The organism is Pseudoalteromonas rubra, assembly GCF_005887095.1.
Classification (GTDB): Bacteria; Pseudomonadota; Gammaproteobacteria; order Enterobacterales; family Alteromonadaceae; genus Pseudoalteromonas; species Pseudoalteromonas rubra_E.
This window is the reverse complement of the sequence record NZ_PNCI01000007.1, coordinates 64,241-89,301: the sequence shown is the minus strand read 5'-3', so window position 1 is coordinate 89,301 and position 25,061 is coordinate 64,241. Positions and strand designations below refer to the sequence as shown.

Sequence of the window (25,061 nt, the reverse complement as noted above, 5' to 3'; positions counted from 1 at the left end):
ACTAGACGGTATCGGACATTTTGAACTTATATTTGCATGACTATAAAACTGCCGATCTCTTGTGGTTTTCATATTCGCTATCATCAGCTAACCTTACATCCTGTCACATCTTTCAGTACCGGTGCATAAATTAATGTGCTAGCCACCTTACCGTTAAGATGAATTTACAGTTAATTGATAAAATGCCATTGAGCTCACTTTACGCTTGTCTTAGTATTAGCCTTGTCGTTCAAAAGAAGTAAATACAATATGGAACTTGTCAGACCCCTAGAGCCAATTTTAATCATCGATGACGTCGAAGATGTACGTAGTTACCTGATAGACATTCTTGAAAACCTGGGTTTTGAAGAAGTCTATGAGTCTGAAGACTTCAAATCTGCAATGCCCTTGATGGCCGAAAAGTCTCCCAATGTGATTTTCCTGGATATCGAATTACCCGATACCGATGGCACGCAAATTCTGGAATATATCAATGACAATTATCCCAATGTCCATGTCATTATGTGTTCTGGGCATAATAGCCTCGAAAACGTACAAAATACTTGGGAGTTGGGCGCAAAAGGCTTTATAGCAAAACCTTTTAACGCTAAAAAAGTCGATTCAGTTATGAAAAGACTCGAAATGATTGCATGAATAAAACCACCGAAGAAATAATCAGTCAGCTCTCAGAGTTGATACTGGGAAAAGAAGAGCAGATCAGGCTCGCTGTCGTTTGCCTGCTTTGTAAAGGGCACCTGTTAATTGAGGACTTGCCCGGCATGGGTAAAACCACCCTCTCCCACGGTCTTGCGAATGTGCTGGGATTGAGTTACCAGCGAGTTCAGTTCACCAGTGATCTGTTGCCGGCCGATATTACCGGTTCCAGTGTGTTTAATACCTCACAACAAAGCTTTGACTTTCACCCCGGACCTATATTTAGTCAGGTATTGCTCGCCGATGAAATAAATCGAGCCAGTCCAAAAACACAAAGCGCATTGCTCGAAGCCATGGAAGAGCGTCAGGTCACGGTTGATGGTAAGACACATCCTTTGCCTGACCCGTTTTTTGTCATTGCCACACAAAACCCGTTGCATCAGTCGGGGACTCATCCGCTCCCAGAGTCGCAGCTCGACCGATTTTTTTTGCGGATCAGCTTAGGTTATCCGGATGAGCAAGCCGAAAAAAGCCTTATTTTGGGCAACAACCTGCAAAGGCAGGCTTTGAGCGAGATACCATGCGTGTTAGACATGAGTGCGCTGGCCGCACTTCAGCAAGCTGTGCTTTCCATCAACCTGTCAGACTCCGTTGTGCAATACATTATCAACCTGGTAAATTTCACGCGCTTTAGCGGGCAGTTTAGTGATCCCCTATCACCACGTGCCAGTATCGCTTTAGGGCTGGCAACTCGTGCTTATGCACTAACTCTGGGGCGAGATTATGCATTACCTGATGATGTGCAAGCCGTATTTGGAGCCGTTGCCGGTCATCGTCTGAATATCGCTACACATGAGTTGGACGATGTGATCATGAACGTCTTTGATAACGTCGCGGTTGTATTGTAACAATGCGCAGTGACTGGCTGCAGTCCTGGCTGGCTGACATGATTAAGCGCAAACACAGCGCTGCGCAAATCACACTCTCTCATCATAACATTTATATTGTTCCGTCAAGGCAAGGCGCGTTCTTTCTATGTATGGTGATCCTTAATTTTATCTTGGGCAGCAATTACCAGAATAATCTGATACTCGGCGTCGCATACATTATGCTTCTGATCCTGGTACTTGCACTAATATATGGGTACCTCAATTTACATGGCTTGACGATACAGGTGCTGGATATTAAGAACAATTTTGCATCAAAGCCAGTTGAAGTACTCATCAAACTTTCTGCACCCCATGATTGTTATTCCCTGGATATCGCAAGTCAGGAGTATGACTTCAGCCCCAGCAACAACAACTATCAGCAAGGGGCAACCGTCTCCTCACTTTTTTTACATCCAGAGCAAAGGGGCCGATATCAGCTTGGCAGAATTAAACTATCCAGTCGCTATCCGTTCGGTTTGGTGCGGGTCTGGACCTATCTGAATGTAGACAGAACATTTTGTACCTACCCTACTCCACTCACCTGCCAACTGACATTCAGTACCCAGGAAGCGAATGAATCTCAGGGGCAATACTTACACCAGAGTACACAAAGCCATGAAAACTTTGACGGCCTGGAGCGTTTTAGACCGGGCATAAGCAAAAGCAGAATATCCTGGCGACATTTTGCTAAAAACCAGCAACTGCTGGTCAAACAGTACAGCGGCGACAGTTATTATTCCCAGCATACCTTTGATTATGCCGCACACGATGGCAACAAAGAAGCCCGGTTATCGAAGCTATGCTACCAGATCCTTGAAGCTGACAAGCAAGGGGATGTGTTTGCGTTACGTCTGAGTAATGCGGTTCAGCTCGGCGTCGATCGTGGCGACAAACATCGGGAAATGTGTTTGGAGGCACTAAGTGACTTCTGACAAACTTCTGGGTGCACAAACCTTAATGACAACAGTAATGTATGGGATAGTCAGCCTCTTACTGTTTAACAGTTTTGGGGTTGTATTTACCAGTGCCATGCTGCTTATCGTGCTGTTTAAGGTAGCAATCTATCGGGACCTGGTTAAAGGGCCCTCTGAGACAATGATCAACCTCCTGGCTTTTACTATCATACTGGTCGTATTTGTAGCGATAGGTTTTTCAAATCTGGTCGAAATGTTCGTATCCTTGCTACTAGGCGCGTGCGCGCTGAAGACTATCCAGGCAAAAAGCAAAAAACAGGCAATGTCTGTACAGTTGCTCAACTTTTTTGTTTATCCTTGTTTTTTTATCTTTTCTCAGAATGTTTTGTCACTGTTTTTTGTACTTGCGCTTTTGGTGGTGAATCTGGCTCAAATGCTTTGGATAGAGCATGATATTAAGCTTCGCAGCGCCTCAAAGCAAGCGACTAAACACCTGTTACTTGCCCTACCACTTGCCGCTATCATGGTTGTCCTACTCCCTAAAGTTTCACCATTTTGGCAACTTCCCGGTGCCAAAAAAACGCAAACAGGATTGTCGGAAGATATAGACCCTTTTCAGATTTCAGAACTGTCTCGCTCAGACGAATTGGTATTCAGAGCCATACTGCCCAATAATGCACAGATGCAGCCGCCGTTTTACTGGCGCACTTTAGTACATGATAAATTCGACGGCACACGATGGCGGGTATCGCCGCACCATGACGTGCCGCTGCAAGCGCCCTATAGAGCAGTCGGCGAAAGCTACTCTGTGATTGCCAGAGCATCGGGTAAAACCTGGTTATATAGTCTGAGCCAGGCCAAATCAGCAACGCGCGGGGTAAATACCAACCACTTTGGTACTTTGTTTATGCAAAAGCACCTCAGCAGTAGCATTGAATATCAGGTTACGCCCATCCACATTACGGGTTCTGGCCTGGTAAACTGGCAATATAGAGTGAATACCGCACTGCCGGAAGAAATAAACCCGCTAGCTACTGAGATGTCTCAGCAATGGGATCGTCGCGCCGACAACACCGCTGAGTTTATTGAACAAATGAAGCAGTATTTTGTTCAGAACAATTTTCGTTATTCACTCAAACCACCGGCAATTAGCGCGTCGGATAGTATTGATGTGTTTTTAACCCAGACTCGGGAAGGGTTTTGTGGCCACTACGCCGCAACGGCGGCATTTATGTTGCGTGCAGCGGGGATCCCCGCCCGTCTCGTGTCTGGGTATTTGGGTGGTGAATATAACGAAGAACGCGGCTATTATAGCGTTTATCAATATGATGCCCACGCCTGGGTTGAGTACTATGTGCCACAGCAAGGCTGGTATCGTCTTGATCCGACTGCCTGGGTAGCGCCAGACAGACTAACAGGTTCTCTGTCTGAATTGACGGCACTCGAAGAGGAATTTAAAGATAACCTGGGTCTGAGTTTGATGTCTTATTCAAATTTGGCTGTGGTTAACTGGCTCAGGCTTCAGATAGAACAACTAGACTATCAGTGGACACGCTGGGTGCTAAATTTCGACCACCAGAAGCAATCACGACTGCTGAGAGACTTATTCGGACAATACCACAAAGTGTTACCTGGGCTGAGTGTGTTCCTACTGTTAATCACGATATTTATCGTACGCTTTTGGTACCTGCAACGAAAGCAGATTGTTAAATTACCTGAAGCTGTCAGGCTACATCACGCAATCTGTCGCCTGGGGGGAGATGGGCTTGTCAAAGTGACCCCGGCACAAGCATTGTCGGCGTTGCAGTCTCAATACCCCACTTTATCGCAGGAGTTGGAAGAATTTAACCAGTACTTTGTAAAATCAAGATTTTCCCGAGTGCCATTAACCAAGGCGGAAGCTGCAAGGATGAAGGCGCTGGGTCGTTTAATAATAAAAAAGGCGAAAAAGTAATATTATGAATGCTGTCATTATTGGTGTTTTGCTGATGCTCGGCCTAACACTATTTAGAGTAAATGTGATCGTTGCAATGACGATCAGCGCCATGGTTGCCGGGTTAAGTGCCGGCCTTGGGTTATCCGATACACTCAATGCGTTTAATTCTGGCCTCTCCGGTGGCGCAGAGATTGCGCTGAGCTATGCCATGTTAGGTGCGTTTGCTGTTGCCATTTCTAAGTCTGGGTTAACCCAGATCCTGGCCGACAAACTGCTGTCACTGGTGCACGGTAATCAGCAAAGTTCCAGTCAGCTGTTAAGTATGCTGATTATGGTTATTATTCTGGGCTGCTCTGTTGCATCACAAAACCTTATTCCGGTGCATATCGCTTTCATCCCAATTCTTATACCGCCACTGTTAGTGATATTTAATCAGCTGAATATCGACCGTCGAGCCATCGCCTGTATTTTGACTTTTGGTCTGGCAACATCCTACATGGTTTTGCCTTACGGATTTGGCGGTATCTACCTTTACTCAATCCTGCATAAAAACCTGATTGATAACGGCCTTGAAATAGTCAATACACAAGTTCCTTATGCAATGGTGATCCCGGCATTAGGGATGCTTATTGGTCTGATCGTTGCTGTGTTCATCAGCTACCGTAAAAAACGTCAATATACACATGATGAAGTTAAGCCAGACATGTCCGTGTCCGGTATCACGACCCAAGATGCTCAGGAAAAACGTAAGGTTATCATTGCCGGTACACTTGCGATTATCTGTTCCTTACTTGCACAGAACGTCAGTGGCTCCATGATTTTGGGCGGTCTCGTTGGCGTTATGATGTTCAGCCTGTTCGGTATTGTTAAGTGGGATCAGAGTTCGGATGTATTTAGTAAAGGCGTGGCTATGATGGCGATGATTGGCTTCATTATGATCTCTGCACAAGGTTTTGCGTCTGTTATGAAAGAAACAGGTCATGTTGCCAGCCTGGTAAGTGCGTGTGCTGATTTTGTTGGCGAGAATAAACCTCTGGCCGCTGCCATGATTTTACTGGTGGGTTTACTCATTACCATGGGAATTGGTAGCTCCTTCTCAACAGTGCCTATCATCGCAACTCTGTTTGTACCTTTGTCAATGGAAGTGGGCTTTTCTGCTATGGCAACGGTTGCCCTTGTAGGAACAGCAGGAGCGTTGGGAGACGCAGGTTCACCGGCATCTGATTCGACCTTAGGACCAACATCCGGGTTAAACGCCGATGGTCAGCACGACCATATCTGGGATTCAGTAGTCCCAACCTTCATTCACTTTAACATCCCTTTGCTCATCTTTGGCTGGATTGCGGCAATGGTGCTATAAAAAAGAAAAAGTCGACCCAAGGGTCGACTTTTTCTTTTGTGGTTATCACCTGCTGTGAAGCAAAGACTAAACGGCGACTCCACACTGCCTCAAGCCCAGTAAATCACGGTGTGCTTTTAAGACCGTTGAACAGCACATCAAACCAGCGAATATCCTCAGGACCAAGCTGTGCTTGGTTGTAAAGTGATGGGTCGTTATACACATCTTTGTAGATATGATACATAGCAATTTCCGTGAGTACTCGCCACTTATCGCCATCGAGCTCCTTTATTTCAGTGGTACTAAAATCAAAGTCAAGCAATGGGTCGTGCTGGCTCTGCTTGGTGCGTAACGCCAGATCAAGCTGCTGTAAAATCGGGTTAATAACCTTAACCGTACTTGCGTCGCCGAATTCTCTCAGTACGTTTTCTTCTGCTTGCCTGATGGCTTCAATCTCTTTGCGGTCGGCCAGCTTTTGCGCAGCTGGCCTGAGTGTGAATTTAGAGACTATGCCTGCAACGCCCGGGAGTAACGCTTTGGCAGCGATCCCCGCACCTAGTAAGGGGTTCGTTAGTGCAGCCACACCACCGATCAAAAGCATGCCATAGGTGAGTTTGCGGTCCAATGCATCTATTTGATCTGCCAGAGAGTGAAGTGAATTCGGGTCCTCACTGGTTCGTTCGATAGCAAGCTGTGCAGCACAGTTCACCATATATTCTCGCAGCATGGCTTCAGCGTTAACGGTTGGAAAGTGAAAAACACGCCTTTTTGGTAGCTCGTTAACTTCAGGCACCCCTTGGGGCAGGCTCCTCAGAGTATGCAGAGCAAAGCCATGTTCACTAAGGGCGAAGGGGACGACAAAATAGTGCTTCTCATCATACTTTATGGCACTGTTACTTGCGGTCCTTTCCACGGACATAAAAATAGGCAGCCCGTTCACCTTTTCTTTTACAAACTGAAAGCCTGACGCAAGATCTGCTGACACCTTTTCTGGCATGTCAGACAACATTACTTTGCCTTTGTTAAGTAACTCTTTCATATAACCCTTTATGACAAGTCAGCTGTGTATACGCACATAGTTTTCGGCAACTTATCTTGCATTGCGATGGAATAGTTTCGTGTCAGTTTAGCCCCTACCCGCTGAGCGATTTTGATACTGGCGACATTGAAATCCAGACAATGAAACTCAATATGCCGTACCTCTTGCTCTTCTATCAGACAGGGTAACATGACACGGAGAATCCGCGCTATTACCGCGTGACCACGTGCCTGTTCACACAGCCAGTACCCAATTTCGCAGGTATTTGGTGCATCAACCGACTTAACCGCAAAAATGCCGATAAATTGATGATGAAACAGGACAGAAAAATAGCGACTGCCAGGCATTTCTAGACGCTCTGTGATGTATTTTTGGGCGCTGTCCAGATCTGTAACAGCCTGTGCCCAGGGTAAATAAATCTCCAGGCTCTCTCTGCTCATGTTCACAGCTTCCAGGAGCACACTCGCTTGTTTTATGTTTAGAGGAGTGAGATGTAAATGCGGTGAAATGTAGTAATCCATTATTCCCTTCCAGGTAATACTCTATCCTGCTTGTCGAGCCCCTTGCTCAGCTAACGGTACCCGACAAATTGCCATATTGATATTACGCAAACTAGTTTGCGTTTAAAATCCAGTTTGTCGATTAATCGGGACTATTTTTAGCTATTGCTAAGTTTATTAAAGATAGTTTTATGTATGATGTGTTCCCTGCTGGTTAAAGAAGTCTAAAAGACTTCTCTTTTGAATTGATACTGATTACATACTTTCTATTAGCTAAAGCCATTTAACATTTGGTCGCATACGACAGGCGTAGGTCTGTGGTTGTCATCAACGGCTACAAATGTAAAGCTACCAGAGATAGCCAGATGCTTATCGTCTTTATGCATGGTTTCAAGATATATGTGAACTTCTACCTTCAAGCTGGTATTGCCAACATGGGCGACTTTTGCCACAAGTTCAGCGAATGTACCAGCAGGAATGGCTTCTTTAAAATCCACCCGGTCGGATGAAATGGTCACCAAGGGCTTACGGCAAAAACGTGTTGCAGCAATAAAGGCCACCTCATCCATCCAGGCTAATGCGTCACCACCAAACAAAGTATTGTGATGGTTAGTGCGACCAGGAAATACCGTCTTAGTTACAGAGGTTTGCGAGTCTTTGATTCGTTGAGCTATTACTGCGTCTTTATCTGTTTGTGTCATTCTTTACTGCTTTTCGTTGCGAGTTTATCAATCATTAGAAGTTCAGGATCTAAGCGCTCATTAAACCAATTAAAACGCCAGTCCAAATGTGGTCCGGTTACCCTGCCGGTTGCACCTATATCGGCAATATGGTCGCCAAGTTCTACCAGCTGCCCTTCTTCTACATGTAACTTGTTCAGATGAATATAGGTAGAGGTAATACCGTATCCGTGATCCAGTATCAGTGTACCGCCACTGTAATAGAGATCTGGATTAGCAAAAACAACTTTGCCTGATACAGGCGCCAATACCGGCGTACCGGTTTTATTGGCAATGTCCAATCCAAAATGAGGTCTTCTTGGCTTGCCGTTAAAATAGCGCTGGCTACCATAAACGCCCGATATTCTGCCCTTAGCAGGTCGGTATACAGGATCATCAAAGTACGGTAGTGTACTGGGTTTACTTCTGGCAGCGCTTACCTGTGCGCCCTCTTTGCGGATCCGTGCCAGCACTTCTTTTGGTGGCGACACATACTTTTTCTCTACGCCTGTGATGCGGTCAATATCGTACTCTCTGGACGTGATCAGTAATGACTTAGTGTGTGTTTTGCCTTCTTTATCAACCCAGCTTAGGGTGTGCTCCACGTCTGCGTCCCGGCCAAACCCAAATACGAATTTTCCCTCAGGAGAGATAGCCAGCTCTTTGTCATTAAGCCGCGCTGACTGCACACCTGCCAACTTGCCAATCACCATGCCACCCTGGGTGAGTGATCCTTTAAGCTCAATGGCATGAGCAGACCCCATACCAAGGCATAAACCGGCCAAAAACATGGCCGTTTTCTTTGCTTTACTTAGCAAATCAGGCATAAGCAATTGCTCCTTTTCCAACGCCTTCAAACGCCTTCACTTTCACTTTTCGCTCTGGATACTGTGCTTTGATCTCAGCGGCGAGATACTCTGCAATACACTCAACGGTACTATCACAGGGGAGCAAGTCACACCGTGCTTTACTGATAGCCAATTCGAAGTAGCCCTGAGAAGCCGTATAAGCAAAGGCATAATCGCCGGCTTTTGCTTTGATATGTTGCAGTGCACCTGTTTCGATCAGATCCTCTTCACTGCCCAGGTAGATATCCTGCCAGCGCTCCGCCCATTCTTTTTGCAAGCGAGGCATACTGATATCATCAAGATAAATGCCAATGTCAGAGCGGTGACCGTGAATAATACGCTGGCAATTTCCGTCATGCTTCTTCAGGCCATGACTGTAATGGTAATAAAAACTGCGACTAGGCTCCGGGCGAAGCTCAATCTCGAGGTCTTTCACGTTATCAGGCATGTTGGGCAAAATTTGTTGCTTTAAAAATGCAATCACATTTTCTTCGTTGATCACGTCACCTTCGACGATGCAAACTGCTTCTTCAGGTGCACTCATTGCAAGGTGATGACCACCAAACTCGCCATCAAAGTCCACCCGGCCATCTTGCACCGAAAAGTTGCATTGCAATTGACTTGGAATTGCCAGTTTATGATCAATTGTGTCATCGATAATGGCTTTGATCTGTTTCTTTACTTTGGCAAAGTCCAGCACCATAGATTCTTCATTCAACTGGCCATGAAGTGTCATATCAACAATCCAGCTCTCACCCACTGCACCACGTTTACCACACAAGTAAGAAAAATCAATTACCGTCAAGGCATCTACAAAAAGGATCATAAACTTCCGTTACTATTAAAAACGACTGCGGCAATTATAGAGATTTTTAAAGTAAAAATCGCCTTGAAAGGTCGATAAATAAAGAATTTATCGATTAAGATAGATACTTTGAATAATTTTCATTCGCCCTGGCGCACCCTGCCTCTTTTGCTGTCATGTTTCTTCAAAACAGTGCTGTACTCAACACTGCTGAGAAGCGCTCGAATATGATTTGACTAGGTTGCAGAACAGGAATGGGATGTACAAATTCGTTAAGACGCTCACAAAGCAGGCAAATTTTAACTGTTCAGAGTTGTTTGGCGTACAAGTGTAAGCTAAAGTAGCGGCAATTTAAGACTAAGATTGAAGATTATGGAACCAAAAAATAGCTATACAAAAGAAGAACTGATCCTCTGCGCTGAAGGCAAAATGTTTGGCGAGAACAACTGTCGCCTGCCGATCGATAACATGCTCATGATGGATCGTATCATTGAGATTAATGAAGATGGTGGTGAATTCGGTAAAGGCCAAATCGTAGCAGAGCTAGATATTAATCCTGATCTGTGGTTTTTCGACTGTCACTTCCGTGGCGACCCGGTCATGCCTGGTTGTCTGGGCCTGGATGCAATGTGGCAGATCGTTGGTTTCTTCCTGGGTTGGTCAGGCGGTCCAGGTCTTGGCCGTGCATTGGGTGTGGGTGAAGTAAAATTCACAGGTCAGATCCTGCCAACCGCTAAAAAAGTAACTTACCGTGTAGACATGAAACGTGTGATTAAGCGCAAGTTGTTTATGGGTCTGGCGGATGGCACAGTAGAAGTTGATGGTCGTGTGATTTACGAAGCAAAAGACTTAAAAGTTGGCTTGTTCCAGGACACCAGCGCCTTCTAAGTACCTAAGCGTCTATAAAAACAAAGCCCCTTTAAAGGGGCTTTTGACATTGCTTAGTCATTAGATATTTATAGGAATTTAGGTTTTGTACATGTTGCGGTTATCTATGGCCTCTCGCCATCCCCCCAACCATTCTGATCTGTGCTCTACTTGCTGATATGGACATAACTCTTTGGACCGGCCCGCTAAACCTGCTTTGAATCCCTGGGCATGTGCTCTTTCTAAACGGTCTCTTTTCTGTCTCTTCATAGGTAAATTCCTCACCTTTATATTTTTCAAGTTGCTTTCGTCGTTACGACATCCACATTTAATAAATAGTTAATAAATTCGTAAATATCAATCCGTACGAAACACGACAATGTCCTCTGTACAATTTGATTTAGTGCCTCGCCGCAGGCTGCCTGGCAGCCGATAGCTCGAATTTCACTTAACTACTAACATTTTTACTATTGCATATGGTTAAACAACGGCCGACTGCGAATGCACTTTTTTGCCAGACACACGTCGACTAATTCAGGATTGGCCAAACCTTCAAAAACAATAAATCATATATCGTTTTGACATGCAACATGCTGGCGATGAGTGAGGGTAATGAAAATGGAAGAAAAGAGATATAAATACAACAAACCCTTTTTCTTTAGCTATTTTATCTTTTTTACTCTTTTTTTAGGCTTATTTATTAATATTTAAGCGTAAAAAAACATTCATTAATTTGTAATAAAAAAGGCCACAGGAATGCGGCCTTAGATCAATGCGTTAAGCACTTTACTGGATTTTCTCAACACCACCCATGTATGGTCTCAACACTTCTGGCACCACAATAGAACCATCTGCTTGTTGATAGTTTTCTAATATTGCGACCAAAGTACGGCCAATTGCCAATCCAGATCCGTTTAACGTATGTAGTAATTCTGGCTTCTTCTCACCAGCACGACGAAAACGTGCCTGCATACGACGAGCCTGGAAATCCTGCATATTTGAACAAGAAGAGATTTCTCGGTACGTGTTTTGTGCAGGCAGCCAAACCTCTAGATCATAGGTTTTAGCGGCACCAAAGCCCATATCACCGGTACACAGGACAACTTTACGATAAGGTAGATCCAACGCCTGCAAAATGCCCTCTGCATGACCAGTCAGCTCTTCCAGTGCAGCCATTGAGTCTTCTGGCTTCACCAGCTGAACCAATTCTACTTTATCAAACTGGTGCTGACGAATCAGACCACGGGTATCACGGCCATAACTGCCTGCTTCACTTCTGAAACACGGCGTGTAAGCAGTCATGCGAACAGGTAACTCTTTTTCATCGAAGATTTCATCACGTGCGCAGTTGGTCAGCGGAACTTCTGCGGTCGGGATTAAGCTGTACCCATCCTGATCTTCGCTCAGCGCCTCAGTGTGGAACAAGTCTTCTGCAAACTTAGGCAGCTGACCTGTACCGTAAAGGCTTGCTTTGTTAACCAGGTAAGGCACACACATCTCAGTGTAACCATTTTTATCTGTGTGCGTATCCAGCATAAATTGTGATAAAGCGCGGTTCAGACGAGCAATACCGCCACGCATCACGGTAAAACGTGAACCACTTAACTTAACACCGGTTTCGAAATCCAAGCCCTTGCCCAGCGCTTCACCCAGATCAACGTGGTCTTTTACTTCAAAGTCGAATGTTTTAGGCTCGCCCCATTTGCTGATTTCAACATTTTCGCTTTCATCAGCACCAACAGGTACATCATCGGCTGGCAGGTTAGGTAAAGTTGCTGCAATATCTTGCAATTGAGCCAGCACTTCATCCTGCTCAGTTTTTGCTGCGCTAAGCTGATCACCCAGATCTGCAACTGCATCAAGTAATGGCTGAACGTCTTCCCCTTTTGCTTTGGCCTGGCCTATCGCCTTGGAACGGCTGTTACGCTCACTTTGCAGCTCCTGAGTTTTGGTCTGCAGTGTTTTTCGTTTTTCTTCCAGCGCGTTAATAGCTGCCACATCAAGTTCAAAGCCACGTTTTTTCAAACGCTCCGCAGCTTCATCAATGTCCTGGCGTAAATACTTTGCATCTAACATAGTTTGTTCTTTTAACCTTTTTGCATGACTAAGCACAGGCCTATCCAGGCCATGAAAATACACATCACGACATTCAACACTATATTCAGTACCATTTTCGCAATCTGGCCTTGCTGAAGTAACAGCAAAGAATCCATAGAAAAGGTAGAGAATGTCGTTAAAGCACCCAAGAAGCCAATTCCAACTAGACTTTTAGCCGGTGATACTTCAATGATCTGCTTATCAATTAGTCCGTAGAGAATGCCCATCAACAGTGAACCCAGAATATTAACGGTCAATGTGCCAAAAGGGAATCCCTTACCTAAGAGTTTTAAGGTGATATCACTAATAAAAAAGCGCAGACAGGCGCCAAGGGCACCGCCCGAGGCAATCATCAGGTAAGTTTTAAGTAGATCCATCAGAGGTCATCTTCATCTTTGTAGCGCTGCTGTGGACTTTGCTGGTTTTGGGCGCGCAAATAACGGAGTTTTTCCGAAATTTGTTTCTCAAGCCCTCTGTCACTGGGGTCATAGTATCGACGTTGCTGAATTGCCTTGGGGAAATAGCATTCACCCGCAGCAAATGCACCGGGTTCGTTGTGCGCATAGCGATACTCTTCTCCATAGCCAAGCTCCTTCATAAGCTTGGTGGGTGCATTACGTAAATGCTCAGGTACAGGGTAATCCGGGTCACTCGCGGCATCTTGTTGCGCCTGATTAAATGCCACATAAACCGCATTGCTTTTTGCAGCACTGGCCAGATAAATGGTAGCCTGCGCAATGGCTCGCTCGCCTTCGCTGGGCCCCACTCTGTGATAAATATCCCAGGCATTGAGCGCCACCTGCATGGCTCGAGGATCAGCATTGCCAATGTCTTCTGTGGCAATAGCCAGCAACCTCCTGGCAACGTACAAGGGATCTCCTCCTCCAGCCAGAATCCGACAATACCAGTAAAGCGCAGCATCCGGATCACTACCGCGCACTGATTTATGAAACGCAGAGATCAAGTCATAATAGATGTCGCCGCCTTTGTCGTATTTTGCCAGGTGCGAAGGCAAAACCTGTTTTAGCACAGCTTCGTCAATCACAATTTGACCTTCGCCATTAGCACCCAGATCGGTGGCCTGTTCCAGCAGGTTTAATGCTTTTCTGGCATCACCGTCCGCTGCATGTGACAGGGCATCCACCACGGCATCATCCAGCGTGATTTGCTGACGACTAAGCTCTTTATCCTGGGAGAGAGCCTGACGTAATACCAGGCCAAGCTCATCCAAACTTAAAGGTTTAAGGGTATAAACTCTGGCCCGGGATAAAATCGCATTATTCAATGCAAATGACGGATTCTCTGTGGTCGCACCGATAAAGATAAAGGTACCGTCCTCAATGTGCGGCAAGAATGCATCCTGTTGCGACTTATTAAACCGATGCACTTCGTCGACAAAGAGTATCGTGCGCATACCGCTCTGAGCCAGGCGGTTTTTTGCTTCAAGGACTTGCTCGCGAATTTCTTTCACACCGGCAGTCACAGCAGATAACTTGCACAGTTGTGCATTGGCGTGGTGAGCAATGATTTCAGCGAGCGTGGTTTTTCCCACTCCAGGCGGTCCCCATAAAATCAAGCTGTGACATCTCCCTTGGGAAATGGCTCTTCGCAGCGGGCTGTCTGACGCCAAAATGTGGCTTTGGCCAATGTAACCGGTCAGGTCGGTTGGACGCATTCGCGCGGCCAAAGGCCGCACGTCTGGCGCAAAATCAAATCCCAGATTAGTCACTTTGTGTCTGGTCGTCGACGACCACCCCTTCTGGGATCACAAACTTAAACAGCGCTGCATCAATTGGTACATTGATTTGTGCACCACTAAACTTAAAGCTAGAGATCTGGCCAGATGAATCTGTCACGTTAAGCTGACCTATTTTAAGGCTGCTGTCTGCAAACAAAACATCAAGGCGCTCCACCTGAGCGCCCGTTTGAACAGGTTCGATACGATACCCACCTGAAATCTCTGACACACTATATTTTTGCCACTGTTTCGGGTCTTGTGTTGTTAGCAATACAAAAGGTGTAGTATCAATCAAACCAAGCGTATTGAGAATGGTAGCCTGCTCTGCAAAGCTGTCGAAATAGACTGTTCTTAACCCATCCGAAACCAGCAGCGTTTCATCAGGCTCATCCTGCTGCCAGCGTATTTTTGCTGGATATTGTAAGGCGATTTCACCTTTACCTGACTGGATCAGGTGACCATCCTGATCGATAACGCTTTGCTCAAATTTGGCACGGAAGCTCTCCAGTGCCTTTAGCTTTTGTTTTAAAGACTGTGCCGCGACGCTAATCGTCTGAGCTTCGCTCGTTTGTGCTGCACTTGCTACGGGGGTGACCCCGATAACACTCAGGGCCAGAATAAGTGGTTTTAACTTCATTAATTCGCTCCACCTTTAGGCACCAGGACTTCTCTGGCGCCATTGTGCCCGGGCGCACTGACAACGCCGGACATTTCCATTTGTTCAACCAGACGAGCTGCGCGGTTATAACCCACACGTAACTTACGCTGAACACTCGAGACTGATACCTTGCCAGTTTCAATCACAAATCCCACCGCTTCATCATAGAGCGGATCCGATTCTTCATCTTCACCTTCGCTTGTCTCGCCTGGTAGTAAAATATCTTCTGTGGCCTCGCCACACAAGATGTCTTCGATATAGTTCGGTTTCCCCCGCGCTTTCCAGTCGCTCACCACGGCATGCACTTCATGGTCGTCTACAAACGCGCCATGCACACGAATTGGTACACTGGTGCCAGGTGGCAGATACAGCATGTCACCCATCCCCAATAGATTTTCTGCACCCTGCTGGTCTAATATGGTACGCGAGTCAATTTTACTCGATACCTGGAATGCCATCCGCGTTGGGATATTTGCTTTGATCAAACCCGTGATCACATCAACAGAAGGTCGCTGGGTTGCCAGTACCAGATGAATACCGGCTGCACGAGCCTTTTGAGCGATCCGGGCAATTAACTCTTCCACTTTTTTGCCGACAATCATCATCATGTCAGCGAATTCGTCAATCACCACTACAATACTTGGCAACTTATCGAGTTCCTGTGGTTCATCTGCCATACCATCGGTATCTTTAAACAGCGGATCCATAATGGGGTGTCCGGCTTCTTTGGCATCCAGGATTTTTTGATTATAGCCTTTGAGATTACGCACGCCCAGTGCCGACATCAGCTTATAGCGACGCTCCATTTCACCCACACACCAGCGCAGTGCATTGGCAGCTTCTTTCATGTCGGTGACCACCTCACATAACAGGTGTGGAATGCCTTCATACACCGACAATTCGAGCATTTTCGGGTCAATCATGATCATCCGTACATCTTCTGGTGGCGACTTGTACAGCAAGCTTAATATCATAACATTAACGCCCACTGACTTACCTGAACCAGTTGTACCTGCAACCAGCAAGTGGGGCATCTTGGCTAGATCTGCAACCACAGGCTGACCCGCGATATCTTTACCCAGTACCATGGTCAGTGGCGAGGGGTTTTGCTCGAATTTAGGTGCGTTTATCACCTCTGAAAGACGCACGATTTCACGGTTTTTATTGGGTAACTCCAGTCCCACATAGGTCTTACCCGGGATCACTTCTACTACCCGAACGCTAACAGCTGATAGTGAACGCGCCAAATCTTTTGCCAGCCCGGTAATTTTCGCTACTTTTATTCCTGGCGCCAGGTCTAGCTCAAAACGAGTAACAACAGGGCCAGGATAAACCCCCATGACCTTGGCCTGAATATTGAAATCCAGTAATTTAGCCTCTACGAGACGAGATACGGCTTCCAATTCCTCTTCTGATATCGGATTCTTCGCCTTATCGGGCCTGTCCAGCAAGTCAAGCGAGGGCAACGGTTCTTTCGGCGGCTCAGCTTCTAATAAAGCCTCAAACTGCTCTTTAGCGCTTGGTGGTGGCTGATAACCAGGGGCTGGTTTTTCTTTTGGCTTCAATGGTCTGGCTGGTGAAACGACCTTGGTCTCTGCAGGCGCAGGTGTGTCGTCTAGCGCATTAAGTGCAGCAACCGTATCAAATGCTTCGTCGTCAACCGCTGAAAAATTAATTTCCTGTTCAAGAATATCATCGAGTTCATCAAACACGCTTGGTGCTACAGCAATGTCGTCTACAGAGCGGTTGTCTGTTTCTTTCACCATGTCTGGAACAGACTCTGTGACAGGCTCAGCTTTGGGACCAAACAATCTGTCTTTAAGCTTCTTGGGCTTACTTTCTTCTGTTTCCGGCTGCTCTGCTTCGACGGACATGTCCGACTTATTCTCCACAGCTGCGTCAGCATTGAGTCCACTCTCAGGCGCTGTCTCTTTATCCAAAGTGTGTATCAGGGTAGGTTCAGACGTAGCCTCATTATCAGCATGGACACTTTCTGGCGTAGCAGTTGAAACTGGTATGTGCTCTGAACGATGTTTTATCTTTGCAAAACACCACTTACAGAACGCCACCACCTTTTCGCCAATATAGTCAACAAACTCAACCCAGGAAACGCCGGTTAAAAGCGTCAAACCGGCAAAGAAAAAACACAATAACAAAATGGTGGTGCCGGTAAAGTTAAACGCTGGCATCATCGCACTGGCGACGACATCCCCCACTACCCCACCGGAAGAAAAATTATAAATGTCGTCAAAATTAATGCTGCTGATTGCACTGGCGGACGTGATAAATAAGGTGCCACCAATCAGCCTTAACCCCAGGGTTGTGTAATCTAGCTGCAATAATTTGTGTGGTTTTTTAAACAACAAGTAGCCGAATAACTGAATAAATGCCGGCACCAGAAAAGCCAACCAACCAAAACTGAGTAGCAGAATATCGGCAACCCAGGCACCGGCTGCACCTGTGATGTTATTAACCTTGATAAACTCGCCCGTTTGAGTCCAGGCAGGATCCGCTGGGTCAAAGCTGATAAGTGCGCACAGCGTAAAAATTGCTGCCGCCGTACTGATGATCAGGCCAGTTTCCAGCAGGCGCTGAATACCATTTAAGCGCATTGTGTAATACCTAAATACTGTTTAGTTAATTCTAACATGACTTTTTGCACACCTTAGCAAGAATTTCCTTAGGGTGCACAAGGTTTTATCACTTCACCTTGCTCCCCTTTAACTTCTTCCATAACAACATAAGTACGACTTTCGCTGATACTGGGCAGTTTCAATAGTATCTCACCCAGGACTCCTCGGTATTCAGACATATCCGTAACGCGGGTTTTTAACAGATAATCAAAGTTACCGGATACCAGGTGACATTCAATAATCTCGTCATGTTGCTTTACCGCCTGATTGAACCGATCAAATACATCAGGCGAATTTTTATTGACCGTGACTTCCACAAAGACCAACAAACCCTGACCCAGTTTGACTGGATCCACAACCGCCTTGTAACCTTTTATATAACCTTCGCGTTCAAGCTTTTTGACCCGCTCCAGACAAGGTGTTGCACTGAGCCCAATCCTTCTGGCCAATTCTACATTAGAAATTCGTCCGTCTTTTTGCAGTTCAACTAAAATCTTTCTATCGGTTCTATCTAACTGGGTATACATGATCAGTTTTTTATCCTAAATATTTACTTAATACAGTGTTAATAACTGCTGAGTATATCAAAAAAGGTAGGACATACTAGCAAACCATATCTATAATGGTCGAAAATTTTTACCCCGTTCTTAATTGAGGCGAATTGTTATGATTATTGGTGTACCTAAAGAAATAAAAAACCACGAGTACCGTGTTGGTATGGTTCCAGCAAGTGTTCGTGAACTGATTAATCACGGCCACCAGGTAATAGTAGAAACAAATGCCGGTATCGGTATCGGTTTCACAGATGAAGACTACATTCAGGTAGGTGCTGAGATCCGTGACACGGCGGCACAGGTTTTTGCAGAAGCAGACATGATCGTGAAAGTGAAAGAGCCTCAGGCTGTTGAGCGTGCGATGCTTCGTGAAGATCAAATCCTGTTCACTTACCTGCACCTGGCACCTGATCTGCCTCAGACAGAAGACCTGGTTAAGAGCGGCGCAATTTGTATCGCGTACGAAACTGTGACTGACGCACGTGGCGGCTTGCCTCTGCTTGCACCTATGTCAGAAGTAGCTGGCCGTATGTCTATTCAGGCTGGTGCTCAGGCACTTGAGAAGTCTCGCGAAGGTCGTGGCATGCTGCTTGGCGGCGTACCTGGTGTGGAGCCTGCTAAAGTCGTTGTTATCGGTGGTGGTATGGTTGGCCGTAACGCTGCTCAAATGGCGGTTGGTCTGGGTGCTGACGTTACTATCCTTGACCGTAACATCGACGTACTGCGCAGCCTGAACGCTCAGTTCGGCAGCCAGGCAAAAGTGATTTACTCAACTGCTGATGCGCTTGAGAAGCACGTACTGGAAGCTGACCTGGTTATCGGTGGTGTACTTATCCCGGGTGCTGCTGCACCTAAGCTGGTTACAGCGGATCACATCAAATCAATGAAGCCTGGCTCTGCCATTGTTGACGTAGCTATTGACCAGGGTGGTTGTATCGCGACATCTAAAGCAACTACGCACGCCGAGCCAACTTACATTGTTGACGATGTAGTACACTACTGTGTTGCTAACATGCCAGGTGCCGTGCCTCGTACTTCTACGTTTGCACTAAACAATGCAACTCTGCCTTACATCATCAAGCTTGCGAATCTGGGTTACAAAGAAGCCCTGCTTGCTGATCAACACTTCCTGAACGGCCTGAATGTCATCAAAGGTCAGATTACGTGTAAAGAAGTGGCTGAAGGTTTCAACATGGAATATGTTGACGCACGTTCAGCGCTAGCTAACGTATAATTATACGCAAAGCGTTCCAAAAGCCTCGCTGAAGCGGGGCTTTTTGCTTTTAGCCCCTTCGCGAAACAGAGAGTTGCCTGCACCACAGATTATTGACTATCTTTTTATAATAGTCAGTCGTACAGGTAGTGTTGCATGGCCATTTCCCTCACACAGCAAGAAAAACTCATTTTAAAAACGGTCAGTATTCCTCCGCGTCCTCAGGCACTGTTGCAGTTTTCAGAAGAAGCTAAACTTCCCGAGCCCAATATCACTAAAATTTCCGAGATTTTACAAAGCGATGTAGCGATCAGCGCGGCCATTTTGCAAGTAGTCAATTCTGCCGCCTTCCGACGCGCTCGGGAAATAGATTCCATCGAACAGGCCGTCATGATTTTGGGTCTAAAACGGCTAATTCCCTTGGTTAAAGCCGTTGCTTTGAAATCATCTGTTGACCTGCCACCAGCACTCAGCGATTTCTGGGAAACCCAGTCAGAAATTGGACAGCAGGCGTCATTGATCTGCAACCGGCTTAATCGCCCGGCTCTGGCTAACCATGCCTATATGCTTGGTTTGTTTCATGGCGTTGGCATTCCGATTCTATGTCAGCACTTTGATGACTATCAGAGTGTATTAGACAAAGCACAAACCGATGGATGGACCGAAGCCAGTCAGTTTGAATTCGCACAATATCATACCAGCCACGGTACCATAGGCGCTTTACTGGCTCAGCAATGGCGTTTGCCAAAGATAGTGATAAACGTGATCTACTATCAGCATGACGTTGATGGCATTCTTACTTCAGGGGAGCTGGATAGTCTTGGTAACGACTTGCTATCTATTTTAAAAATTGCCCGCCACAAAACGTATTTGTCTACCAATCCCGTAAGCGAACAAAACCCAGAGTGGCAGGTGATCAAGGATGATGTCATGGATTATCTTGAAATGTCCGATGAAGAACTGGATGAACTTTGGGGTGAATAGTCACGCTCCAGGCTATTTAAATACCTAAATAATTGAAAGTTTCCGTCAATGATTTACCTTTATAGAGGGAAGCAGTTAGGAGATATGCCTGTGAAGTTCAAATTTAAGGTAATTGCCGTTTCAGCCTCAGTGCTCTTTCTGGCCTTGTTACTACTATCACTCAAACAGTATTTTTTGCTGAAAGATAATTTACAACAACAAGTCAATGATAGTGTAGGAGAAATAATTCAGGGGATCAGCAATACGGTGACCTCACAAATGCAGGGTGCCATTGATTTAGCAGTTCTGACCACCGGCCTGGTAGAGCAAAGTGACACGCTGCAAGATGCTCTGCCACTGATTTCACAACCCAAGCTGAAAGAGACCTTTTTACTGATAGGCTATGGCGAAGACGCAACCGGCAACTATGTAGCCAGTGATCCGGGTTGGGATCCAGGCCCTACCTGGGATCCGCGTGTACGACCCTGGTTTGCCGGCGCAAAACAAGCAAATCAGCTGATAGTCACAGCCCCATACGCCGATTCGGTCACCAAAGAAATAGTGGTGTCCGTGGGTACGCCTGTGAAAAAAGGGGGCAACTTCCATGGCGCTATCTTTTTTGATGTCAGTCTGGCCAAGCTCGGTAACATGATCAATTCTTTCGAATTGTTCGACTCAGGCTTTGCCTTTATGGTCAGTAAAGATGGCACTATTATTTCTCACCCCAATACAAAACTTAATGGCCAACAAGCTAGCGAGTTTTTGGGCCGTACCCAAGTATCACAGATGGTGCAGGAAGTTGAGATGAACAACCGCACCTATCTGGTCACCTTTAAAGATGTGGAAGGGCTGGACTGGTACGTTGGTGTAGCACTGGAAAAAGACAAAGTATTTAGTGCAGTTGATACCATGGCACAAGACGCTACTTTATTCTCAATTATCGCCGTGATAGCCGCTGTGGTCGTACTTTCTTTGGTCATAAACTTGCTACTAAAACCGCTTGAAGACATCAATGTCGCCATGGCGAATATTGCGCAAGGCCACGCAGATCTTACTGTACGTTTAGAGGCTTCTAATGAGCCAGAATTCGCCTCACTGGCAGAGAATTTCAATCGCTTTACCTCTCGTCTGCAAAATCTGATTGCTGATATACAACAACTTGGTCATGAAGTACTAGAAGATGCCCGCCAGACTTCAACAGGTGCAAACCAGGCAACTATGGCTATCGAAGAGCAGCTTAATGCGCTTAATACGCTGGCCACCGCGACAGGTAATATGTCAAATACGGAGCAGCAAGTAGCGGATACCGCTCAACAGGCTGCTGATGCCATACAAAACACCGACAATCTTGCCAGCAACGGCGAAACCATAGTCGCTGAGTCAACTGATGCCATCACCGAGCTGTCGGTGCAGATTAAACGTGCGGTTGACGTTGTGGCAGAGCTGGAAGTGTCTTCGTCGGGCATTGAACAGATCTTGTCTGTGATCAATGGCATTGCCGAGCAAACCAACCTACTGGCGCTCAATGCTGCGATAGAAGCAGCCCGAGCTGGTGAGTCAGGTCGCGGGTTTGCCGTTGTTGCCGATGAGGTCAGGACCCTGGCACAACGCACTCAGGAAGCCACTACAGAAATTAAGGCCATGATCGACCAGCTACAAAGTGGTGCTCAAAGTGCGGTAGGTGTGATGAATCAGAGTCAGACCATAGTAGAGAAGTCGGTCAATAAAGCCAATGACACCCGTGAAGCCCTTGAGTCGATCCGTCAGTCTATAGCAAGCATTGTTGATTTAAACGTCAGTATTGCAGATATGATCAGTGAACAAAAGCATGTGGTAGAGGAAGTGAATAATAACGCCTCACAAATTCGTAACTTGTCAGACACTGTATTTGATGAAGCCAAAGCCGTTGATCACACCATGCAGTCTCAGGTAGAGAAAATTGCCAAGCAGGAAAACATGTTAGAACAATTCAGAGTCTAATTCTGAAACAGCATAATACTAGCGAGTGCGGTTAAAACTCGCTAGTATATGGATATAAAGACAGTACCAATATCATTTCGGCATATGCATAGCGACCTAAAAGAGACTTTCGAGCAATATTTCCAGATTGCCGAATCAAACCAGATTAATCTGTATCCTGTAGACACCAATATGGTGCCAAAAAGCCAGGCACAGCTTGAAGCTGCCATTCCGCCTCTGTTCAGGTTGGCAAATGAAATCAATGAGCTGGACTTAAATGCGCTGAGACCATTGCGTAACCTTGGCGATGTGGCCAGTGACCTGGCAGCCTATCTGCAGGCCCAGTCACGAAAAATCGACTTGATCATGAGCCATATCCTGGCCACGGAACAACCTGAAGACGAGCTGCTGAGATGCGATAGTTACGGCGGCGGTGGTATTACTGCAACGCTTGAACAGGACTATGATGTTGGCCAGGACTTCAGAACCAAGGTATTCCTGCAACACGAAGCCAGCGCCATCTTTTGTTATGCGCAGGTCATAGACAAAGAAGCTGTGGACTCGGGCTTTCGCTATACCCTGGCTTTTACCCAGATCCGCGATAATGATCAAGAGCTACTGGTCCGTGCCAGTTTACATGCTCAAACCCGGCAGCTAAAAAAGCGTCAGTCGCCTGACGAAAACGAACAAAATAGCTGACAGCCAAGCTGTCAGTGCTAAACTAGTCGTCTACTATTTTTGATTGATAACACCATGAGTTTTACACTTTTACCTGAGTGGGCGCCGCAAGATGCGGTGATGCTCACCTGGCCACATCAAGATACCGACTGGGCAGATATTTTACCCCAGGTTGAACCCGTTTATATCGCTTTATGTCAGCACATCTCTCAAGTTGAGAAAGTGGTTATTGTGGCACACAGTACTGAGCTAAAAGCACACATTAACCGTAAACTTATCGCCGCAGACGTCGATATGACGCAAATTGTGTTTGTTGATGCACCCTGCAACGATACCTGGACTCGCGATCATGGTCCACTCACAACGCGTGACGCATCGGGTCAGCTGTCTGTAAAAGACTTCACCTTCAATGGCTGGGGCAATAAGTTTGCCGCCGAACTGGATAACCAGATAAACGCTCAGCTTCACGCTCAAGTCGTCAACCCCGCGAACCACTACGAACGCATCGAGCTGGTCCTTGAAGGCGGCGGTATTGAAATTGACGAAGCAGGTACCCTGTTAACCACCTCTGAGTGTTTGCTCAATCCAAACCGTAATCCGCACCTGAGCAAAACCGAACTTGAGCAGGAGCTAACTAACACACTGGGTGCAAAACAGTTCCTTTGGGTTGACCACGGGTTTTTGGCAGGTGACGATACCGACAGCCATATTGATACGCTGGTACGCTTTGCCCCCAATAATACTTTGGTGTATGTCAGCTGTGATGACCCGCAGGATGAGCATTATGCGGCCCTGAGCGCCATGGAAAAACAACTTAAGTCGTTTCGTACCCCGCAAGGAAAACCTTACAACCTGGTTGCCCTGCCCTGGCCCAAAGCGGTCTTTAACGATGAAGGCGACCGTTTGCCGGCCACCTATGCAAATTATCTGATCATCAATGACACCGTTTTGATGCCGTTATATGGTGATGACAACGACGCCCAAGCGCTGACTCAATTGCAAAGCGCTCACCCGGAACGTACCGTGATTGGCATTGACTGTCTGCCTATTATTCATCAGTTTGGCAGCCTGCACTGTATTACCATGCAGCTACCCGCCGGATTTTTAAAACAGGACTAAATTTTAATGAGCAACAACACGTTAAAAGTCGCACTGGTTCAGCACAGCAATAGTGATGATTTACAAAACAACCTGGACAAGTCCATTGCGGGGATCCGCGATGCGGCGGCCCAGGGGGCTAAACTTGTGGTATTGCAGGAGCTTCATCGCAGCCTGTATTTTTGCCAGACCGAAGACACCGACCTTTTTGATCTGGCAGAAACCATTCCAGGCCCAAGTACAGACCTGTTTTGCCAGCTAGCCAAAGAGCTGAACCTGGTGATCGTTGCCTCGCTTTTCGAAAAACGCGCGACCGGCCTGTATCACAACACGGCGGTCGTGTTTGAAGCCGACGGCAGCATTGCAGGTAAATATCGTAAAATGCACATTCCTGACGACCCGGGCTTTTATGAAAAGTTCTACTTTACACCGGGCGACATGGGCTTTACCCCAATTCAAACCTCAGTCGGTAAACTGGGTGTGCTGGTATGTTGGGATCAATGGTTCCCGGAAGGCGCACGCTTGATGGCGATGGCCGGTGCTGATATGTTGATCTACCCCACCGCCATTGGCTGGGATCCGCGCGATGATAAGGACGAGCAAGTTCGTCAACGCGACGCCTGGATGATCGCACAGCGCGCTCACGCCGTATCTAATGGCCTGCCAGTATTGAGTGTCAACCGTGTCGGTCACGAAACCGACCCCAGCGCCCAAAGCGAAGGGATCCAGTTCTGGGGTAACTCCTTTGTCGCCGGACCTCAGGGTGAACTACTGGCACACGCCAATGAGACAGAAGAGCAGCTATTAGTCGTTGAGCTGGACCAGAGCCGTAGCGAGTCGGTACGACGCATCTGGCCTTACCTGAGAGATCGTCGCATTGACCACTATCAGGATCTTTGCAAAATCTATCGGGACTAAACCATCCCTCTTACGGCCTGAGC

General features: G+C 46.6%; 24 protein-coding genes. 12 read left to right on the top strand and 12 right to left on the bottom strand.

Annotated elements, in window-relative coordinates; translation table 11 throughout:
• The first annotated feature begins 249 nt into the window (after positions 1–249).
• The 5 genes from CWB99_RS02945 to CWB99_RS02925 are packed head-to-tail and all read left to right on the top strand — an operon-like array spanning position 250 to position 5,772.
• Positions 250–633 (top strand): response regulator, encoded by a 384-nt coding sequence (locus tag CWB99_RS02945; RefSeq protein WP_046004429.1) that lies wholly within the window; start codon positions 250–252, stop codon positions 631–633.
• The gene (locus CWB99_RS02940) at positions 630–1,541 is read left to right on the top strand and encodes an AAA family ATPase (protein ID WP_138552531.1); all 912 of its coding nucleotides are present in this window, start codon (positions 630–632) and stop codon (positions 1,539–1,541) included. The genes CWB99_RS02945 and CWB99_RS02940 overlap by 4 nt, the downstream gene beginning before the upstream one ends.
• 38 nt (positions 1,542–1,579) lie before the next feature.
• Entirely contained in the window at positions 1,580–2,494 is a 915-nt protein-coding gene (locus CWB99_RS02935) for a DUF58 domain-containing protein (RefSeq protein WP_171045242.1), read from the top strand.
• Positions 2,484–4,430, top strand: a complete 1,947-nt coding sequence (locus tag CWB99_RS02930; RefSeq protein WP_138552533.1) for a transglutaminaseTgpA domain-containing protein — start codon at positions 2,484–2,486, stop codon at positions 4,428–4,430. The genes CWB99_RS02935 and CWB99_RS02930 overlap by 11 nt, the downstream gene beginning before the upstream one ends.
• A gap of 4 nt (positions 4,431–4,434) precedes the next feature.
• A complete protein-coding gene (locus tag CWB99_RS02925) occupies positions 4,435–5,772 on the top strand; it encodes a Na+/H+ antiporter family protein (RefSeq protein ID WP_138552534.1) in 1,338 nt (445 codons plus the stop codon).
• Positions 5,773–5,875: 103 nt separating this feature from the next.
• Here the strand turns inward: CWB99_RS02925 and CWB99_RS24535 are convergent, their stop codons facing one another.
• The 5 genes from CWB99_RS24535 to CWB99_RS02900 all read right to left on the bottom strand — a co-directional run bounded on the left by CWB99_RS24535 (position 5,876) and on the right by CWB99_RS02900 (position 9,683).
• Entirely contained in the window at positions 5,876–6,790 is a 915-nt protein-coding gene (locus tag CWB99_RS24535) for a hypothetical protein (RefSeq protein WP_249331640.1), read from the bottom strand.
• 8 nt (positions 6,791–6,798) lie between these two features.
• Complete coding sequence (locus CWB99_RS02915; protein WP_138552535.1) at positions 6,799–7,311, bottom strand: GNAT family N-acetyltransferase; 513 nt, start codon at positions 7,309–7,311, stop codon at positions 6,799–6,801.
• A 248-nt stretch (positions 7,312–7,559) separates the two neighbouring features.
• The gene (locus CWB99_RS02910) at positions 7,560–7,991 is read right to left on the bottom strand and encodes an acyl-CoA thioesterase (RefSeq protein ID WP_049864149.1); all 432 of its coding nucleotides are present in this window, start codon (positions 7,989–7,991) and stop codon (positions 7,560–7,562) included.
• Positions 7,988–8,800: a M23 family metallopeptidase gene (locus tag CWB99_RS02905; protein WP_249331648.1), complete on the bottom strand. Its 813-nt coding sequence runs from the start codon at positions 8,798–8,800 to the stop codon at positions 7,988–7,990. Before CWB99_RS02905 ends, CWB99_RS02910 begins: the two co-directional genes overlap by 4 nt.
• Before the next feature lie 28 nt (positions 8,801–8,828).
• Positions 8,829–9,683, bottom strand: a complete 855-nt coding sequence (locus CWB99_RS02900; RefSeq protein ID WP_138552537.1) for a 6-carboxytetrahydropterin synthase — start codon at positions 9,681–9,683, stop codon at positions 8,829–8,831.
• Between the two features lie 351 nt (positions 9,684–10,034).
• Between CWB99_RS02900 and fabA the strand changes: the two genes are divergently transcribed.
• A complete protein-coding gene (gene fabA, locus CWB99_RS02895; RefSeq protein WP_010384707.1) occupies positions 10,035–10,550 on the top strand; it encodes a bifunctional 3-hydroxydecanoyl-ACP dehydratase/trans-2-decenoyl-ACP isomerase in 516 nt (171 codons plus the stop codon).
• Positions 10,551–10,628: 78 nt separating this feature from the next.
• Here fabA and rmf read toward each other — a convergent pair whose 3' ends face one another.
• The 7 genes from rmf to lrp form a co-directional block, all read right to left on the bottom strand.
• Positions 10,629–10,799, bottom strand: a complete 171-nt coding sequence (gene rmf, locus CWB99_RS02890; RefSeq protein ID WP_046004422.1) for a ribosome modulation factor — start codon at positions 10,797–10,799, stop codon at positions 10,629–10,631.
• Positions 10,800–11,315: 516 nt separating this feature from the next.
• A complete protein-coding gene (gene serS / locus CWB99_RS02885) occupies positions 11,316–12,605 on the bottom strand; it encodes a serine--tRNA ligase (RefSeq protein WP_138552538.1) in 1,290 nt (429 codons plus the stop codon).
• Positions 12,606–12,616: 11 nt separating this feature from the next.
• Positions 12,617–13,003 carry a fluoride efflux transporter CrcB gene (gene crcB, locus CWB99_RS02880; protein WP_138552539.1) on the bottom strand — a complete coding sequence of 129 codons (387 nt, stop codon included), beginning with the start codon at positions 13,001–13,003 and terminating at the stop codon, positions 12,617–12,619.
• Positions 13,003–14,355 carry a replication-associated recombination protein A gene (locus CWB99_RS02875; RefSeq protein ID WP_138552540.1) on the bottom strand — a complete coding sequence of 451 codons (1,353 nt, stop codon included), beginning with the start codon at positions 14,353–14,355 and terminating at the stop codon, positions 13,003–13,005. Before CWB99_RS02875 ends, crcB begins: the two co-directional genes overlap by 1 nt.
• Positions 14,348–15,001, bottom strand: a complete 654-nt coding sequence (lolA, locus tag CWB99_RS02870; RefSeq protein WP_138552541.1) for an outer membrane lipoprotein chaperone LolA — start codon at positions 14,999–15,001, stop codon at positions 14,348–14,350. Before lolA ends, CWB99_RS02875 begins: the two co-directional genes overlap by 8 nt.
• Positions 15,001–17,634 (bottom strand): DNA translocase FtsK, encoded by a 2,634-nt coding sequence (locus CWB99_RS02865; protein ID WP_138552542.1) that lies wholly within the window; start codon positions 17,632–17,634, stop codon positions 15,001–15,003. The genes lolA and CWB99_RS02865 overlap by 1 nt, the downstream gene beginning before the upstream one ends.
• A 68-nt stretch (positions 17,635–17,702) precedes the next feature.
• Positions 17,703–18,182, bottom strand: a complete 480-nt coding sequence (gene lrp, locus CWB99_RS02860) for a leucine-responsive transcriptional regulator Lrp (RefSeq protein ID WP_138552543.1) — start codon at positions 18,180–18,182, stop codon at positions 17,703–17,705.
• Between the two features lie 139 nt (positions 18,183–18,321).
• On the opposite strand from lrp, the gene ald reads away from it, so the two are divergent.
• The 6 genes from ald to CWB99_RS02830 all read left to right on the top strand — a co-directional run bounded on the left by ald (position 18,322) and on the right by CWB99_RS02830 (position 25,038).
• Positions 18,322–19,443, top strand: coding sequence for an alanine dehydrogenase (gene ald / locus CWB99_RS02855; RefSeq protein WP_138552544.1), 1,122 nt, complete (start codon positions 18,322–18,324; stop codon positions 19,441–19,443).
• A 135-nt stretch (positions 19,444–19,578) separates the two neighbouring features.
• Positions 19,579–20,406 (top strand): HDOD domain-containing protein, encoded by an 828-nt coding sequence (locus CWB99_RS02850; RefSeq protein WP_138552545.1) that lies wholly within the window; start codon positions 19,579–19,581, stop codon positions 20,404–20,406.
• An 84-nt stretch (positions 20,407–20,490) separates the two neighbouring features.
• The gene (locus CWB99_RS02845; RefSeq protein ID WP_138552546.1) at positions 20,491–22,365 is read left to right on the top strand and encodes a methyl-accepting chemotaxis protein; all 1,875 of its coding nucleotides are present in this window, start codon (positions 20,491–20,493) and stop codon (positions 22,363–22,365) included.
• An 84-nt stretch (positions 22,366–22,449) separates the two neighbouring features.
• Entirely contained in the window at positions 22,450–23,043 is a 594-nt protein-coding gene (locus CWB99_RS02840; RefSeq protein WP_138552547.1) for a PilZ domain-containing protein, read from the top strand.
• A 54-nt stretch (positions 23,044–23,097) separates the two neighbouring features.
• Positions 23,098–24,141: an agmatine deiminase family protein gene (locus CWB99_RS02835; protein ID WP_138552548.1), complete on the top strand. Its 1,044-nt coding sequence runs from the start codon at positions 23,098–23,100 to the stop codon at positions 24,139–24,141.
• A gap of 6 nt (positions 24,142–24,147) precedes the next feature.
• Positions 24,148–25,038 carry a carbon-nitrogen hydrolase gene (locus CWB99_RS02830; RefSeq protein ID WP_138552549.1) on the top strand — a complete coding sequence of 297 codons (891 nt, stop codon included), beginning with the start codon at positions 24,148–24,150 and terminating at the stop codon, positions 25,036–25,038.
• The last annotated feature ends 23 nt before the right edge of the window (positions 25,039–25,061 follow it).

Bases quoted from the DNA above. Each gene is read 5' to 3' on its own strand.
- CWB99_RS02900 (WP_138552537.1), bottom strand. From the start codon at position 9,683: ATGATCCTTTTTGTAGATGCCTTGACGGTAATTGATTTTTCTTACTTG.
- rmf (WP_046004422.1), bottom strand. From the start codon at position 10,799: ATGAAGAGACAGAAAAGAGACCGTTTAGAAAGAGCACATGCCCAGGGA.
- CWB99_RS02940 (WP_138552531.1), top strand. From the start codon at position 630: ATGAATAAAACCACCGAAGAAATAATCAGTCAGCTCTCAGAGTTGATA.
- CWB99_RS02835 (WP_138552548.1), top strand. From the start codon at position 23,098: ATGAGTTTTACACTTTTACCTGAGTGGGCGCCGCAAGATGCGGTGATG.
- crcB (WP_138552539.1), bottom strand. From the start codon at position 13,003: ATGGATCTACTTAAAACTTACCTGATGATTGCCTCGGGCGGTGCCCTT.
- ald (WP_138552544.1), top strand. From the start codon at position 18,322: ATGATTATTGGTGTACCTAAAGAAATAAAAAACCACGAGTACCGTGTT.
- CWB99_RS02905 (WP_249331648.1), bottom strand. From the start codon at position 8,800: ATGTTTTTGGCCGGTTTATGCCTTGGTATGGGGTCTGCTCATGCCATT.
- CWB99_RS24535 (WP_249331640.1), bottom strand. From the start codon at position 6,790: ATGAAAGAGTTACTTAACAAAGGCAAAGTAATGTTGTCTGACATGCCA.
- CWB99_RS02845 (WP_138552546.1), top strand. From the start codon at position 20,491: ATGCCTGTGAAGTTCAAATTTAAGGTAATTGCCGTTTCAGCCTCAGTG.
- lrp (WP_138552543.1), bottom strand. From the start codon at position 18,182: ATGTATACCCAGTTAGATAGAACCGATAGAAAGATTTTAGTTGAACTG.
- serS (WP_138552538.1), bottom strand. From the start codon at position 12,605: ATGTTAGATGCAAAGTATTTACGCCAGGACATTGATGAAGCTGCGGAG.
- CWB99_RS02910 (WP_049864149.1), bottom strand. From the start codon at position 7,991: ATGACACAAACAGATAAAGACGCAGTAATAGCTCAACGAATCAAAGAC.
- CWB99_RS02830 (WP_138552549.1), top strand. From the start codon at position 24,148: ATGAGCAACAACACGTTAAAAGTCGCACTGGTTCAGCACAGCAATAGT.
- CWB99_RS02840 (WP_138552547.1), top strand. From the start codon at position 22,450: ATGCATAGCGACCTAAAAGAGACTTTCGAGCAATATTTCCAGATTGCC.
- CWB99_RS02945 (WP_046004429.1), top strand. From the start codon at position 250: ATGGAACTTGTCAGACCCCTAGAGCCAATTTTAATCATCGATGACGTC.
- CWB99_RS02935 (WP_171045242.1), top strand. From the start codon at position 1,580: ATGATTAAGCGCAAACACAGCGCTGCGCAAATCACACTCTCTCATCAT.
- CWB99_RS02925 (WP_138552534.1), top strand. From the start codon at position 4,435: ATGAATGCTGTCATTATTGGTGTTTTGCTGATGCTCGGCCTAACACTA.
- fabA (WP_010384707.1), top strand. From the start codon at position 10,035: ATGGAACCAAAAAATAGCTATACAAAAGAAGAACTGATCCTCTGCGCT.
- CWB99_RS02850 (WP_138552545.1), top strand. From the start codon at position 19,579: ATGGCCATTTCCCTCACACAGCAAGAAAAACTCATTTTAAAAACGGTC.
- lolA (WP_138552541.1), bottom strand. From the start codon at position 15,001: ATGAAGTTAAAACCACTTATTCTGGCCCTGAGTGTTATCGGGGTCACC.
- CWB99_RS02915 (WP_138552535.1), bottom strand. From the start codon at position 7,311: ATGGATTACTACATTTCACCGCATTTACATCTCACTCCTCTAAACATA.
- CWB99_RS02865 (WP_138552542.1), bottom strand. From the start codon at position 17,634: ATGCGCTTAAATGGTATTCAGCGCCTGCTGGAAACTGGCCTGATCATC.